This window comes from Acetobacterium sp. (assembly GCF_036508315.1).
In the GTDB taxonomy this organism is placed as follows: domain Bacteria; phylum Bacillota; class Clostridia; order Eubacteriales; family Eubacteriaceae; genus Acetobacterium.
The window spans coordinates 35,815-52,120 of the sequence record NZ_DATCHP010000113.1 but is presented as its reverse complement, the minus strand read 5'-3'; the positions used below and the strand labels follow the sequence as shown (position 1 = coordinate 52,120).

Sequence of the window (16,306 nt, the reverse complement as noted above, 5' to 3'; positions counted from 1 at the left end):
ATTCGACTCAAGTTTGTCAAAGTCGAATTAAAAAAGAGACAGTAGGGGACATCTTGAAAATGTCCCTACTGTCTTTATAACTTTTCTATTTATGCCATGAGATTCGCTTACTGACAATCACTGACCTTACCCAGCAGATATCTTTTTTTATATTTGATCCGCGTATATTTTCCAATTTTATTAATAATATAAGGATTAACAGCGACCCCAATTACACCTACAACCGGCAGACCCTGTATAAATTTTGCTGTTAGAAGAGTGGCGGATAATATGCTGGAGGTTTCCTCCATAATCTCCTCCAGACAAATACTTATATAAGTATTTGAGTCAATGTCTTCACCCAAAAGATCAGTTTTCTCAGCATATACTTTTTGCGTTTCCCCTTTGGTCATTGCGCCGCATATTAAATATAAAATATATGTTTTTTCTTCATCGGTAGCGTATTGATATCCGTAAGATAAGGCTATTTCATTGATCGTCTTTATAATCACTGAAATAAAAAGTGGTATGTCTGGAATTCCAATACCTAATAAGCCCAGAACACCGCCTTCCACTGCTGAAAGTGATGCATTTATTGAGCTTGACTGCTTTGACTGTTTATCTATATTTTTTAAATGCTTTTTACTCATATATTTATCAATGGCGTAATTATTCAGATCATATTTCGAATAGATTCTATCCTTGTTATAGGTTTTCTCAACATAAGCATTTCCTTTTTCAAATACAAAGTTAAATCCCATGTAAAAAGTTTTATCGAGTGTAGAAACTAATTTTTCGGGTATCTTATTTTGAATTTTATTTATAATAGGGGTAACCTTTGATTTTACAAACGTATTTTCTTTCTGATTCAAGAACTTTTGTTCCCGCCGCATAATAATATTTAGCTGTCTAGTTAATATTTGATCTCTTTTCATTTGTTCAACTCCGATCCGTTGATTCATTCTATCATATTTTCTTTTAGAATCCCTTTACAAAGACGTTAAATTAATAGACAAAATAAATACAAACGTTTACATTTTGTCTATTTACTTTTGCTAAATAGGTGATACAATGTATCCAAGTCAAAGATCAACCCAATCCTTTTCTGAATTCAATGATCTCGGTCATTAAAAAGCAAACAATACCACAACTCGCCGATTAAAAATAAAGAAAAACCCAGGTCGACGTGAAAACCTGCCTAAAGGTTAATACTTTAAATTTAAAGGTATCTGGAAAAATTTGAATGAGAAAACAGATTGCTCCGAAATTAAGAGTGGACGAAACCTCACAAGCAAATTAGAAGTAAGGTAATTAAAAATCATAAATTGATTCAAGAAAGATTCTCACGGTTTCAAAAAACCACATCCGATTAAAAGTCGGAAACGAGAAGTGTTCTCGATCAAAAATGATGATTAGACAATCCTGAAAATAGTTTTGAAGTGAGTTAAAAGGAATCTGATCTAAAGAGTAAGATAACTCCAAAAAAGTTGTCAAGGTTTGCGGTGAAAAGTGAAAAAGAAGATTTTTGATAAAATCAATAAAAGGAGTCCAAACGGATGACAAAAGAGATTTTAGACTAGGCCGGTTCTACAGGTGAAAATGTAGAACCGGCTTTAGTCTTTTTTGTTGTTGCTTTCTATTGATTTCCTGGAGTACTGTTTCAAAATCCAGGGTAAATTCGTCACAATAGCGGGTTAATTCAATGCAAATTACGTAATATTTTACGGGGTAAGATTAATGTTTGTTTCAAAATCGTAGGGGCGATTATTAATCGCCTGTAAACGTTAGTTTGAATGCCTAACGTTTGCTGGCGGGTACTACCCGCCTCTACGAACGGAAAAAGACTTTGATATTTCAAATAAATACAAAAACCGACCTCTTGTGCACCACACTAAAGGTCGGTTTTTGGTATTCTTTTCCATTGGCACATCTTCTTTTTATAAAATCTTCAACATATTAGCAACAGTAATATCTTCCAATTTAATTTTAAAGTCGGTCATCACATGATTCTCATCAAATTTAGGGTTCACTGCATGATGAGCGATGTCTTTTTGTGTTTGTTTCACATTGCCATTCAATGCATTTTCTAAAAAACATCCAGTTGACAACCGCAGGGTGCCATGTCTGGAATACGCTAAGACGGCATCGTCCAAAATGACTTCTTCATCTGAAAGATATTCCTTTTCCTGACGGAATTCATCCGGTAATTCACTTAGCCAGGGATGATAGTGCAGGGGTGAGAGTTCAACCCTGACATCAATTAACATCTCGCCTTTGGCAATGGCCGTTACTGTATTTTCAATCAAACTGGTTTTTTTATCCTCAAATTCCTTACTATTTTCAGTAAATTGATCTTTTTTCATTTTTCAATCTCCTCTATTAAACAAATTATGAACATTATAATTTATACCCATATTCTTCTCAGTAACACATATCGAATGAAACTCCGAGTGAAAAAAGCAGGTCAATCCTATTCTTTAGTAGCTTTGGTTTCTTTTTAGTTATCAAGAGAATAAATGTCTCACAAAGAAAGCAATTTATATGATATACTTGACAATAACTATTTTTGGATTACGCGATTTTGTTTTCGCTTAATCATCTTATCATCAGCTGTGAGCATTTTATTTTATAGCAAGAATATCTTCTAATAGATGGATTTTCACATGTTTCAAACCATTAGTATTTTCATGTTTAAAGGAGAATGGGCGATGACAGTATGAACAATCAGCATTTTGTGAATAAGGCGTTTCGTGTATTTGTAATCAACAGCATCCTTTCCTCTGCAGGGGTGTTTATGGGAACCTTTGTGGATGCGGTCATCCTTGGGAACGCCTTTGGTGAAGCAGGACTCTCAGTTTTGGCCGTTTCAATGCCGGTGTATATGATTTACAATCTCTTCGGCTTCGCTTTTGGAGTGGGCGGTTCCCTGAAAGTATCGGAATCCATCGGTGCCGAGGATAAGGATGGGGCTTGCGGTTATTTTACCCAAACCGTGGTATTTTCTGTTGTGACAAGTATGGTCATTGCGGTGTTTGGGTTGCTATTTCTTCCGGAGATTATCCGGCTCACCGGTGGAGCGGGTCTTGATGCTGCTGCAGACTATATGCGACCTATTATGCTGACTGCGCCGGTATTTATTTTAGCACCGGTGCTGTCACTGCTGATTCGTAGTGACGCTGACCCGTCTTTGTCAACACTGGGTATCAGCGTATCGGTTGTGGTTAACCTGGTACTGGACATCATATTCATCTTTGGACTGAATATGGGCATATACGGTGCGGCCCTGGCCATGGTCCTGGGACAGCTTTCGGCTGTGATGGTGTACTTGCTCCATTTTTTGAAAAAAAACAATCATCTGAAGCTCCAACCGGTGACCCTGAGTCCCAAAGCCGCAACCCGGCTTTTCCGAGGGGGATTCGGTATTGCATCCTCCTATGTGTATCTCGGGATCACTCTTATTGTGATCAACAATATTCTAAATACGGTCGTAGGCATCAGCGGCCTTGCTATTTACAATATTCTCTTTAATATATCACTGTTTGCCTACGCCGTGTTTGATGGTATTTCACTGGCGCTTACCCCCCTTGTTGCAACTTTTTCAGGGGAGAAGGATACCGAAGGTATCTATAATACCATGAGTTTATCCTTGAAGACCTCCCTGGTCCTCGGGGCTCTCTGTACACTGGTGCTGTTCCTCTTTGCCGAACCCATTGCCTCCATGTTTGGCATGAATGAAGATTTACCCCTTGTGGTTCTGACCATTCGGATCTTTGCCATTGCGGTGATTCCCAGCTGTTTCAACTGCGTCATGGCAAGCTTTTACCAGACTATCAAACACAACATTTTAGCGGAAGTTCTTTTTCTCATGCGGGGTTTTGTGCTGGTAATTTTCTTTTCCTTATGGTTTATCCCTGTTTTCGGGGTTTCGGGAACGGCCATGGCCATTGTTGCGGCTGAAAGCCTAACCACTGCGTTTTTACTGATTGCTGCAATGATTTTAAAGAAAAAAGGGGACTATCGCAATCTATTATTGTTTAGGGAGCCTTTCATTGAAAAGGATGCTATATATGAAACAACCCTTTCCTCGGATATTTCACAGCTTCAAACCTGTGTTGAGGAGGTCGAAGCTTTTTGTGAAAGGCTGAGCATTAATCCAAGCAACGCCTATTTCATTAATCTGACCATTGAAGAATTGGCGGCCAATATCATTAATTTCGGATTCAACGACGGCAAACCCCACTATATTAATATAAAAATCGTTCTGTTTGATGAGGATATCTACATTCGGATGCGTGACGACAGTACAAGCTACAATCCTTTTGAAGCATCGGAAAAACCCGATGAAAATCTGGATTTCCTCGGTGTTTCCATTGTTCGAAAAAAAGCAAAAGCCTTTGCTTATAATCGGACTCTGGTTTTCAACAATCTTCTCATTATTCTGTAGAACAAGGTGGTATTTATGAAAGAACCAAAAAGGTTTCGCAGTATTCGAAAAATAAGTCTTAAAACAAAATTTACAACAGCCAGTATGAGTTTGGCCCTGGTACTTTGCGTTGTTATCATTTTGATATCCTATTACAGTTACCGTAATTCCATGTTCAATCGGTATGAGGAGAACATCACATCCCTTGTACACACCGCAGCAGCCCTTGTGCCTAAGGAAAAAGTGAACCAGTATTATGAAACATTGGAAACCGATGCGGACTATGATCTTCTGATCAAGCAGTTTCAGATCATCCAGGAAGAAAACAATCTTAAATATCTGTACGCCTATGTCCCTACCAAAGAGGGACTCCATGTTTTTGCCCAGGGAACCAAGCCGGGAGACACCGGACATTTTGTGCTCGGGGATGTTTTAGGCACCGATTATTATCCTGAAACAGATATTCAAGCGGCCAATGCACTTTTTACAAATCCCGATGAGCCTAAAATCTATATTACCAGAGGCAGCGATTTCGGTTACCTGATTTCCGCCTTTGATGTGATAAGAGATGATGGGGGCAACCCGTTACTGGTGGTAGGGGCGGATATGTCCATGCAGACTATAAACGATACCCTCAGAGGATACATATTGCTGGTATCCGCTATTTCACTTCTGATTTTTAGTACGTTCATTACCATTTATCTGCTTTTTCTCAACAGATCAATCATCAATCCCCTTCAGGTCATTGTTGATAACGCCACCGATTTTGTCAACATCAACATGGATGAAAACCTGGGTGAGATTGTGGCACTTAATATTGATGTGAAAACCGGTGATGAAATCGAAATCCTGGCCGAAGCCTTTAATAAAATGACACGGGATATCACCCGATATATTAAAGAGCTGACCAGCATCACCTCTGAGAGAGAGCGTGCTGAAACCGAGCTTCGTATTGCAAAGCTCATCCAGGAAGGCATGCTGCCCAGGAATTTCAAATTCCCGGAAAGAGATGAATTTTCACTTTATGCCTCCATGCGTTCGGCAAAAAATGTGGGCGGTGACTTTTACGACTTCTTCTTTGTGGATGACGACACCTTCTGTATCACCATCGGCGATGTTTCGGGAAAAGGCGTGCCTGCCGCTTTATTTATGGCAATGACCAAAGCCACCGTAAAAGACCTTGTTCTCAGGCGACTGCCGGTTGACGAAGTCATGACCGTAGCCAACATCAATTTGTGTAAAAACAACGAACAGGGCATGTTTGTTACCCTGTTTATTGCGATTATCAATGTGAAAACCGGCGAGTTCCAGTGGTGTGATGCCGGACACAATCCCGCAATTATCTGGAAGAAGAACGGATCGGTTGAACTGCTTACCGGTAAAAAAGGATTTGTGTGTGCCGGTCTTGAAACCGCTAAATATACAATGAATGAATCAAGCATTGAAAAAGGTGATATAATTTATCTCTATACCGACGGTATCACCGAGGCCAACAATACCGCAGCTGAATTTTACGGAGATGACCGACTGGTCACCCTTATTAGCTCACAGAAAGATCGGAATATCAAGTCCCTGTGTGCCAGTGTTCTCGATGATGTGGACAAATTTTCCCATGGAGAACCCCAGTTTGACGACATCACCATGCTTGGATTTAAGTTAGAGGAGTAAAAGAATGGATATTATGATAAAATACGGACAAGACTTGTCGGTAGAAGCGCTATATTCCATTCTTGCCCTTGATCTCACGGTTTTCGGAAATGACATTCTGACCGATGAAGGCATGGCATTAAAACGCTTTCTGAAATTCAAGGACAGCATCATAGCTGCTTATTCGGGCAATACCCTGATGGGATTTATTTGCTTTTATAATGTGGATCCCTCGATTTACCAACGGGCCCACTCCCAACAGGAGTATTTCGATGATAATCTGTGTGAAGTCGACGTGAAGCCACTGACAAAAGGGGTGGGAAACCATATCCTGATGTTTGATCTGGTAATTGACAAACCCTTTCGCAATGAAGGGCTTTCGATCATGTTATTGGACGCCGTCAGAGATTATCTGAAAGAAAAGCATCAGGATGGTTATGCCATTGACCATGTATTCGGATATGCCATAACCCCGGAGGGATTCAAAATATTATCATCCTTCGGAGGCCGAGAACGTTGGACCAGAGAGAACATTTCGTTTTTGGAATTAAATAAAGAACTGTTTTTGAGGCTGTTATGATAACAATACTGGACAGAAAGCTGGATAAAAAAAGCCTTGCCACTGCCACAGATGTTTTAACCACAGCGTTTAAAAATGATCTGCTGTATCAAGCAATTTTCCAGAATGAAAGAGAGCTTCGCCGGTATCTGAAACTGATGCTTGACTACTTTAATGACAACGGCGAAATTCATACAGCTGTTTTTGATGATAAAATTGTAGGGGTCTCAATTTGGAATTTTAAGGGAACACCATTTTTCAGCATCCGCAATGCACTCAAAAGCGGAATGTTTGGGGAGATATTCAAATTTTTGATGATAATCCAGATTAAAAGCCTGATCAAGCTGCAAAATGAAGGATTAATCACCGAGCGGTATCATTATAACCGAGAGCATCATTACCTGTTTATGATCGGCTCTGTTATGAAAGGATCGGGTCATTTGCTCATGGAATACGCCACCGGAAAATTCAGTGACTGCCCAATTTATCTTGAAAACAGCAACATAAAAGACAACCGGTTTTTTTATGAGCGGCATGGATTTCAGTCCATAAAAACCATTGATGTCATGGGCATCTCTGTAGATTTATTAACCAACAGTAAAGGAGATTAATGATATGAAAAGCTTGACGGTTAATGCGTCTGCGGATAACCTGGCAGGAGTACTTGAATTCATCGATGCCGAGCTTGCGGCGGCGGGTTCCACCATGAAAACGCAATTTCAGATTGATCTTGCTGTGGAGGAAATCTATGTGAACATTGTGCATTTTGCCTACACCCCTGATACCGGAGATATAATCATCCAATGTGATGTTTACGGTGAACCGCCCTTGGTGGAAATTCAATTCATTGACCAGGGAAAACCCTACAATCCCCTTGATAATCCAGAGCCAGACATTACATTGACGGCTGAGGATCGGGCAATCGGCGGCCTGGGAGTTTTGATGGTTAAAAAGAGTATGGACGTAGTGGAGTACCGTTACGAGGACAAACAAAATATTATGAAAATCAAAAAATACCTGACCTGAAATGCCGGGTGACAAAAGGACGGGTTTGTTACTGGGACGGGTTTGTCAAAAAATAAAAGGGACATGCCTGTGCATGTCTCTTTTTCAATTCCCAATCATTTTGACGTGGTAATAAACTTAACTCACCTTTGACACCCATTGTCATCACCTGTCTTTTATCATATAATAGTAGCTGACAATCCATTATTAAGATTGTCCTGAGGAGAATAGATGACACTGAAAAAAAACCTAAGCCGTTATTTCGGCTATGATACATTTAAAGAAGGACAGGAAAAGATCATCAACGCAACGCTGACTGGCGAAGATGTTCTGGGAATTATGCCCACCGGCGGTGGAAAATCCCTGTGCTATCAGCTGCCTGCTATACAAATGGAGGGAATCACCCTGGTAATCTCTCCTTTAATTTCGCTGATGAAGGATCAGGTGGATGCCCTGGGAGAAATGGGCATATCCAGCACCTTTCTCAACAGCAGTCTGGATGATAATACCTATGAAAGCCGCATGGCAGGCATCCGGGCCAATCAATACAAACTGCTGTATATTGCCCCGGAACGACTCAGCGCCTATTCCTTTATCGAACTGGCGCAGCAGCTCAATATTTCCATGGTGGCTGTGGATGAGGCCCATTGCATCAGCCAGTGGGGCCATGATTTTCGCCCCAGTTACCAGGCCATTCCCAACTTTATCGGATCCCTTACCCCACGGCCGGTGGTAGCAGCCTACACCGCCACTGCCACGGTGAAAGTCATCCAGGAAATCAAGGTACTGCTGCAGCTTAAAAACCCGGTGGAGTCCATTATCGGATTTGACCGCCCCAACTTGCTCTACCAGGTGGTCAAAACCGGAGACAAGTTTTCCTATGTTCGGGATGCCATCCGCAAAAACTACGAAGACCAATCCGGAATCATTTACTGCGCCACCCGGAAAACCGTGGAAGGCTTAACCCAAAAGCTCAATGCCCAGGGACTTTCAGCCGCCGCCTATCACGGAGGCATGGGGTCCGAGGCCCGGCAGAACAACCAGCATGACTTTATTCATGACAAGATCAACATTATGGTGGCCACCAATGCCTTTGGCATGGGCATCAACAAGCCCGATGTCCGCTTTATTGTCCATTACAATATGCCTCAGAACATGGAGGCCTATTATCAGGAAGCCGGCCGTGGCGGACGAGACGGGGAAGTGAGCCACTGCACCATTTTGTATTCCCCTGCCGACATAGTGAAGCAGAAACGGCTGATTCAAATGAATCAGACTTCCCCGGAGCGGGAAAAGCTGTTGTTTGAAAATTTGCAATATCTGGTGGACTATTGCCATACCAACGACTGCCTCAGAAAAAGCATCCTCCAGTATTTCGGAGAAACCGCCGACTATGAAAACTGTGGGAACTGCGGGAACTGTCTGGACCAGTCGGAAATGGTGGATATTACCCTGGAAGCCCAGAAGATTCTGTCCTGCATCTACCGCATGAACAGCCGGTTTGGCCTGAACATGGTGATTTCGGTGCTCCGCGGCTCAAAAAACAAAAAAATCCTGGACTTGAACCTGGACCGGATTTCAACCTACGGCATTTTAAAAGAGCATACCCTGGAAAGCCTCCGGGAAATCATTATGACTCTGGTGGCCAAAGGTTATGTTGTCGTTACCGCGGACGAATACCCGGTGCTGAAACTCACCGCCTTATCCACCGGGGTTCTCAAAGGCCAGGAAAAAGTCTTTCACAAAAAGCATCTGGTGGAAATGAAGGCAGTGAAAAGCAAAAGCAAGATATCTGGAAAACCGCCCATTGACTGTGATGAAGCCCTGTTTTTACAGCTCAAGGCCCTGCGCTACAGCCTTTCCCAGGAAAAAGAACTGCCGCCTTTCATGATTTTTCACGATGCCAGCCTCAAGGAAATGGCCGCTTATTTCCCCTTGGATCAGGAAAACTTCTTGAAAATCAACGGGGTCGGCCAGGCGAAATTTGAAAACTACGGCGACCTTTTTATCAATGAAATTCAAAACTTTGTTGACACTAATCCCTTTGAAATCAGGCAGAAGCCGGAACCAGAGGAAACCCCCATCAAGGAATCCACGGTTGGTTCCCATGACACAACCTATGGAGCCTTTATTCAGGGACAATCTCTTGGTGAAATCGCAGCGGAAAGAGGGCTGTCCCTTAACACCGTGCTCGGCCATTTGTTCCGGTGTGATCAGGAGGGTAAAACCGTGGATTGGTCAGGGTTTATTGATCAGACAAAAGAAACACAAATCCTGGACGCTATTGAAAGCGTGGGTTTAGACGCCCTGAAACCCATTAAGGAAGCTCTGCCTGACACCTGCAGCTATGACGATATCAAAATTGTCATTCATAAAAACGATCTAAAATAACCGGCTCATATCTTTTTATAATAAAAAGTAATCAATTGGAGGTAGCCTGTGTCCCAGACAACGAAAAGAGCCCTGGCAGCATCATTGAAAAAGCTGCTTTCAGAAAAATCATTAGCTAAAACCACCGTCATCGATATCGTTACCGAATGTGAAGTGAATCGACAGACATTTTATTATCATTTCCATGATATTTATGATCTCATAGAATGGATCTACACCAGCGAAGCCACCAGGGCTCTGGATGGAAACAAAACCTACAACACCTGGCAGGAGGGGTTCTTAAAGATACTCGAATACATCCTTGAAAACAAAGATTTTGTCCAAAATATCTACCACTCTATCAGCCGGCAACACCTGGAAACCTACCTTTATCATGAAACCCACCATCTTATAATGGGGGTCATTGAAGAAAAAGCGGCGGGAATGACCGTCAGGGATGACGACAAAGCATTTATTGCCGATTTCTATAAATATGGCTTTGTAGGACTCATGCTGGAATGGATTCAACAGGGGATGAAAGAAGAACCAGGGACCATCATCGACCGGCTGAGCATTCTAATCCAAGGGAATATTGAAAAGGATCTGGAGAAATTCAAAAAACCAGGGTCATGATGCCATTTTTGATCGGTTTATTTTCTGAATATTTTCGCAATTTTATTTATACATTATAATAACTTTAGACAATAAGGCCAATCTGTCTAAAGTATTTACACTATGGGCACCGTGTTGAAACTTTAGACACGGTGCTTTTTTTGTCTATCGTAAATCTCCGAATAAAAGCCTATGATGGCAGTATCAATAAAAACAATTAAAATTTGGAGGAACTAATATGGTTGGTTAGGGTGTCAAAAGTAATTTCATTTTCATTGATAATTCTCTCCAACTAAGGTTTACTTCTATAAAAAGAAATGATAGGATTACCGTAAAGTTATATCTGATTAACATTAGTCGTAACTAGTTTAAAGAAGGAGGAAGAAAAATGACAAACAATTTCTTAACGCCTAAAGAAATTAGCGAAAGTATGGTTGGAGGATGTAATAAAAAGGCTGGACTATCGATGGATAAAATGCTTTTGTTAGGCATTTTAGCAGGTGCATATATTGGTTTAGGTGCTTACGGAAGCACAATCGTAAATGCTGGTGCAGGTAGCGGGTTTGAAAGCGTCATTGCAAAATTGCTGGGTGCCGGTATTTTTCCGATTGGTTTGATGCTTGTTGTGTTTTGTGGCGCAGAGTTATTTACGGGCAATTGTCTTATGACCATATCGGTGTTTAATAAAGAAATTACAGTAGGAGCAATGCTTCGAAACTGGGGGATTGTTTATTTTGCCAATCTCATAGGAGGTGTATTATTGGCTTATTTACTGTATAAAAGCGGCTTATATGGATCAGAAGCGATGACTGCCAAAGCAATTGGAATAGCAGAGGCAAAGGTTGCGATTCCATTAGTTCCTGTTATTATTCGGGCAATATTTTGCAATATACTTGTGGTATTAGCCGTTTGGATGGCGACTGGAGCGAAAGACATTATTAGTAAAATATTTGCAATATGGTTTCCTGTGATGTTATTTGTATTGGCAGGATTTGAGCATAGTGTTGCGAATATGTTTTTTCTACCTATAGGTTACTTTTTAGGAGCGGATTTTACAATAAGTCAAATGGTCTTTAATAATCTTATTCCGGTAACAATAGGTAATATTATTGGCGGAGCTATTGTGGTTCCGGGAATCTATTTCTATACATACTTAAAAAAACAGCCTGCCAACGAAATTTCCTAACCCGGATTTCGTAGTAACAAGGCGTGCAAGCGTTGAAACACCTGCAGCTATGACGATATCAAAATTGTCATTCATAAAAATAGTTTAAAATAACCGCCAGACTTGACAATAAAATTTTTGTATAACAAAAAAAGACCCTGTAAAATAGAGTCAGTTAAATTCTAAGAGTGATATCTCTTTTTTCAACTGTCTATCTTATGGGGTCCACTTTAATTCCAGGTATCTCTTTTTTCATGCCCGGTTTATTGTCTCGTTAAATGTATTCTCAGTTATAAAGCGTTAAACCATTCTCGAACAGTGTGCTTTTGAATTGTTCCAGTGTCATTCCTACCATATGAAAGAGTTTTCTGGAAACGCAAGTGGCATCCGAGTCCGGGTATTTATCTTCCAGATAAACCACTTTTTTAATCCCAGCCTGAATAATGGCCTTGGCACATTCATTACAGGGGAAACAAGTCACATAAAGAATGGAATCGGCCAGGGAGCGGCCATCTGAATTTAAAATTGCATTCAATTCCGCATGACAGACATAGGCGTATTTGGTATTCTGAAAATTGCCATCACGATCCCAGGGCAGGTCATCATCGCTGCATCCTTTTGGCATGCCGTTGTAGCCGGTGGATAATATGATGTTTCTATCGTTGACAATGCAGGCTCCAACCTGTGTATTCGGGTCTTTACTCCGTTTTGCAGACAACAGGGCGATCCCCATAAAATATTCTTCCCAGGTTATATAATCCTGACGTTTCATAATATTCTCCTGTTTTTTACTCTATTCTAACATAATTTCATCATAAATGGTAGAAACTACCATTTATGAGATTAATCCAAATAATTACTATAGATTGCGTTGATGTCAGTTTTAATAATTTTTGAAATATCGTAGCTCTTTGTTTGAGGTTATTTGACTTTTTTCAAAAATATGTTTATTTTCCGTAAATATGGCTATATAAATAGAATATACTTGTTGAAAATAGTGTGTTGTTTGAGGTAAGACGTTTATTATTCATGTGGGAGGTTGTTTATGGAAATTGATAGCAGTACAATTGCGATTATTTTAATTAGTTCCAGTATTTTTCAAGCAATTATCATCTTTTTCCAATCGTCATTGAATAGAAATTATCAGGGTATCCGATTATTTGGAATCAGTTGCTGCTTATTCGGCCTTGGATTTCTATTTATCATACTCCGGCATTTAACCTCTTTAACTCAGGTTGTTACGATATTAGGAAATTCCCTGCTGCTTTTAGCCATCATTCTTCAGTATATGGGATTGATTCGATTTTTCAATCTAAAGGAAAAAAAATGGCTGTCCCTATCTGTTTTAGCACTGTACTTATTGTTAATGACTTATTTTTCATTTATAAGTCATTCTGTTAGCCATCGAATTTTCATCATCCATCTTTCCATGGGGTTAATATATCTATTAATTGCATCTGATCTTCTAAAAAATAAAATTATTCCCCTGATTTCCTGGACCAGACATCTTGTTGGAATGTTTTTATTTATTGGAACACTTACACTTCTACGGGCTTTTTCTGCATTAATTGTCACTCCTTCAAATAATGTCGTGTACACCAACTTTTTACAAATGCTTTCGTTTACCGCGGTATTCATCTTTAATTTTATTATTACCTTTACGTTTATATCGATGATCAATACACGTATCAATTCAGAAATAAATGCTTCCGCAGAACGCTTCAAGCAGATTTTCGACCTCAGCCCGGGTGCAAGCCTGATTACCACCCTTGCTGACGGGACTGTCGTAAATTTCAATCTTCGTTTTTTGCAGCGCACCGGTTTCAGCAGGGAAGAGCTGGCCAATAAAAAGTTAATGGATCTTAATATTTATGCGGATATAAACGAACGGCAAAAGATGATAAAGTTGATCACTGAAAACAAATCCTTTAAAGACCAAGAGATGAATTTTAGGTATAAAGATAACAGCATTCATGTTTGTACTGTTTCCGCAGCGATGATCACTCTCAATGACGTGCCGCATATTATGAGTATTAGTTATGATATCACCGATCAGAAAAATGCTGAAACCGCATTGAAAAGAAGCGAAGAAAAATATCGTTTTCTCACTGAGTTCGCTTCTGATGTCATCGGGGTCTTTAATATCAGTAAAAACAGACTCACCTATATAAGCCCATCCATACTGCAGTTAAGAGGATTATCTCCCAAAGAGGCCCTGACGGAAAATATGGAAGATTCCATGACCCCGGAATCCTTACGCGTGATGAGAACCGCCATCAGGAAAAATGTGGAAACCCTGGTTTCCAATCCGGAGGATTCAACTAATTACCTTTATGAAATTCAGCAAATATGCAAAAATGGTGATGTCGTTTGGGTTGAAGTGTCAACACAATGCCGGTATAATTCAAATGGAGAGATGGAAATCGTAAGTGTGAGCCGCAACATCGAAAAAAGAAAACATGCCGAAGCGGAAGTCCTTTACTTAAGTTATCATGATCAGCTGACCGGTCTTTATAACCGTCGGTATTATGAGGAAGAATTGCGGCGATTGAATACGCAGCGAAATTTACCAATCGCCTTAGTGATGGCGGATAATAACGGACTTAAATTAATCAATGATGCCTATGGTCATCTGAGGGGAGACACCCTGTTAAAAAAATTTGCTGAGATCCTAAAAGCCGAATGTCGAAGTGATGAAATCATCTTCAGAACAGGAGGGGATGAATTTGTGATTCTGTTGCCAAAAACAAATGCAGAGGATGCTAAAAGTTTAATTAAACGTCTCCAAACCACCATTTCAAATGTAAAAATTGATCATACCATTTTGTCGGTTTCCATGGGTTTTTCCGTCAAACATAATCTTTATGAAGATATGAATGATGTCTTTAAGAAAGCGGAAGATGCCATGTACAGACACAAACTTGTTATGAGTCCATTGGCGAAAAAAGAGACCATTGATTTAATTGTTGAATCGCAAAACGAAAAATCCAGCGAAAAAATGCTTCATTCCAAGGAAGTCAGTCATTTTTGTGAAGGGATTGCCACAGAAATGGGCTTTGAGTCAGAAGCCATCAACCAGATTAAAATGGTTGGTTTAAGGCATGATATCGGTGAAATAGCCATTGAAGATAAAATACTGAATAAACCGGAAGAGCTAACGGTTGATGAATGGTCTGAAATCAAACGACATCCTGAAACAGGCTATCATATCCTCCGTTCAGTGAACGAATTAGCGGAAGTTGCCAAATATGTCCTTGAGCATCATGAATGCTGGGATGGAAGTGGCTATCCTAAAGGACTGAAAGGAGAAGAGATCTCCCTGCAGGGCAGAATTGTGGCCATAGCGGATGCATACAGTTCCATGACTGTCGAAAAACCTTTTCGGAAAGCCCTCACCCCGGAAGAAGCCATGACGGAAATTAAAAAATGTTCCGGCACCCTATTTGATGCAAATATCGCCAAAATATTCATTGATAAAATTTTAATGAAGCGTGATAATTGTCTGGTTCAATCTGGATTAATCCCAGGCTGATAAGGGCTTCAACATATTTAGACAAGTTTCTCAACTCGGGTTTGCATCAGATGCTGCCGCTGCGGTTGGCTGACCGATGAGATAAAAACAAACCGTGCCTAACACGATTAATCCAAAGCCGCCAATGATGCCCACCGGCAAAGGCCCGATAAAGGGGCTGGTTTGACCAATGGTAACCCAGACGGAAATGGCTGCAAAACCATTCAGAGAGCCGTGGGCTATGGCAGCCGGCAGCACACTTTTGGTTCTGATTGCAAGATAGGATAAAAACGACCCTGCAAAGAAACCAAAAACAATCATGGCTAAAATACCGCCCCAGGGGAAAAATGCATAGTCAAATCCATAATTATAACCCATGGCAATAACCGGTGCGTGCCATAAACCCCAGATAGCACCGGAAATCGCAACGGCTTTGCGCCCACTGACCATTTCCATTAGCTTGGGCAGCAAATAACCCCGCCATCCGATTTCCTCCCCCAGGGTGGTAATAATGTTTAGCAGTGGACCAAAAAGCAAGCCCACGACTACCTGGGCAAGAAAACTGGCCATTAAGGTTGACTGCGTGGCGTCTGCACCCTGTGCTCTGTAAAGTTGAAACATGTTGCTCATAGTCAGATCAAAATGGGACGGGGAAATCAGAAAATAAAATAAAGCACCACACACAATTAAAAGGGAAGGAGCAAACCAGGCAGTGACATAATAGCGGATATGTCCCTTAAAACGGGGTTTTAAACCAAAGTTTTTAAATCCCTCTTTGGTGATGAGACGGGTGATGACCACGGAAAGTGCGGGAATGAACATAATCCCTGCTAAAACAATGTAGGCGTAGGGACCGGACAACCCACCATTTGCCATTAAAGTAAACTCCACAATCCAGGTCAGGACAAATGTAAGTCCCAGGAAAATAAATAAACGTTTCATTGATTGCCTCCACAATTTTTCTCAAATTTTTAACAATATTTTTGTAAACTGGAAAGCCTTCCCAATTTCTTATCTGATATCATTATACGAAGA

Annotated in this window: 13 protein-coding genes; 9 read left to right on the top strand and 4 right to left on the bottom strand. The window is 40.7% G+C overall.

Annotation, left to right across the window (positions count from 1 at the left end):
* Positions 1-107 precede the first annotated feature (107 nt).
* Both VIK44_RS13885 and VIK44_RS13880 read right to left on the bottom strand, forming a co-directional pair.
* Positions 108-914 (bottom strand): EcsC family protein, encoded by an 807-nt coding sequence (locus tag VIK44_RS13885; RefSeq protein WP_331554490.1) that lies wholly within the window; start codon positions 912-914, stop codon positions 108-110.
* 1,002 nt (positions 915-1,916) lie between these two features.
* Positions 1,917-2,342 (bottom strand): hypothetical protein, encoded by a 426-nt coding sequence (locus tag VIK44_RS13880; RefSeq protein ID WP_331554489.1) that lies wholly within the window; start codon positions 2,340-2,342, stop codon positions 1,917-1,919.
* A gap of 338 nt (positions 2,343-2,680) precedes the next feature.
* Between VIK44_RS13880 and VIK44_RS13875 the strand changes: the two genes are divergently transcribed.
* From VIK44_RS13875 to VIK44_RS13840, 8 genes are all read left to right on the top strand, one after another.
* Positions 2,681-4,423, top strand: coding sequence for an MATE family efflux transporter (locus VIK44_RS13875; protein ID WP_331554488.1), 1,743 nt, complete (start codon positions 2,681-2,683; stop codon positions 4,421-4,423).
* A gap of 15 nt (positions 4,424-4,438) precedes the next feature.
* Positions 4,439-6,070: a PP2C family protein-serine/threonine phosphatase gene (locus tag VIK44_RS13870; protein WP_331554487.1), complete on the top strand. Its 1,632-nt coding sequence runs from the start codon at positions 4,439-4,441 to the stop codon at positions 6,068-6,070.
* A gap of 4 nt (positions 6,071-6,074) precedes the next feature.
* Entirely contained in the window at positions 6,075-6,629 is a 555-nt protein-coding gene (locus VIK44_RS13865; RefSeq protein WP_331554486.1) for a GNAT family N-acetyltransferase, read from the top strand.
* Positions 6,626-7,219 carry a hypothetical protein gene (locus VIK44_RS13860; RefSeq protein WP_331554485.1) on the top strand — a complete coding sequence of 198 codons (594 nt, stop codon included), beginning with the start codon at positions 6,626-6,628 and terminating at the stop codon, positions 7,217-7,219. Before VIK44_RS13865 ends, VIK44_RS13860 begins: the two co-directional genes overlap by 4 nt.
* Positions 7,220-7,223: 4 nt before the next feature.
* Positions 7,224-7,634, top strand: a complete 411-nt coding sequence (locus VIK44_RS13855; protein WP_331554484.1) for an ATP-binding protein — start codon at positions 7,224-7,226, stop codon at positions 7,632-7,634.
* A gap of 210 nt (positions 7,635-7,844) precedes the next feature.
* Positions 7,845-10,004 (top strand): DNA helicase RecQ, encoded by a 2,160-nt coding sequence (recQ, locus tag VIK44_RS13850; protein ID WP_331554483.1) that lies wholly within the window; start codon positions 7,845-7,847, stop codon positions 10,002-10,004.
* A 48-nt stretch (positions 10,005-10,052) separates the two neighbouring features.
* Positions 10,053-10,616 (top strand): TetR/AcrR family transcriptional regulator, encoded by a 564-nt coding sequence (locus tag VIK44_RS13845; RefSeq protein WP_331554482.1) that lies wholly within the window; start codon positions 10,053-10,055, stop codon positions 10,614-10,616.
* A gap of 367 nt (positions 10,617-10,983) precedes the next feature.
* Complete coding sequence (locus VIK44_RS13840) at positions 10,984-11,781, top strand: formate/nitrite transporter family protein (protein WP_331554481.1); 798 nt, start codon at positions 10,984-10,986, stop codon at positions 11,779-11,781.
* 265 nt (positions 11,782-12,046) lie between these two features.
* Here the strand turns inward: VIK44_RS13840 and VIK44_RS13835 are convergent, their stop codons facing one another.
* Positions 12,047-12,532 carry a dCMP deaminase family protein gene (locus VIK44_RS13835; RefSeq protein ID WP_331554480.1) on the bottom strand — a complete coding sequence of 162 codons (486 nt, stop codon included), beginning with the start codon at positions 12,530-12,532 and terminating at the stop codon, positions 12,047-12,049.
* 273 nt (positions 12,533-12,805) lie between these two features.
* Between VIK44_RS13835 and VIK44_RS13830 the strand changes: the two genes are divergently transcribed.
* On the top strand, positions 12,806-15,292 hold the full coding sequence (locus VIK44_RS13830; RefSeq protein ID WP_331554479.1) for a diguanylate cyclase domain-containing protein: 2,487 nt from the start codon (positions 12,806-12,808) through the stop codon (positions 15,290-15,292).
* Between the two features lie 30 nt (positions 15,293-15,322).
* On the opposite strand, the gene VIK44_RS13825 is transcribed toward VIK44_RS13830, so the two are convergent.
* Complete coding sequence (locus tag VIK44_RS13825) at positions 15,323-16,213, bottom strand: type II CAAX endopeptidase family protein (protein ID WP_331554478.1); 891 nt, start codon at positions 16,211-16,213, stop codon at positions 15,323-15,325.
* Between the last annotated feature and the right edge of the window lie 93 nt (positions 16,214-16,306).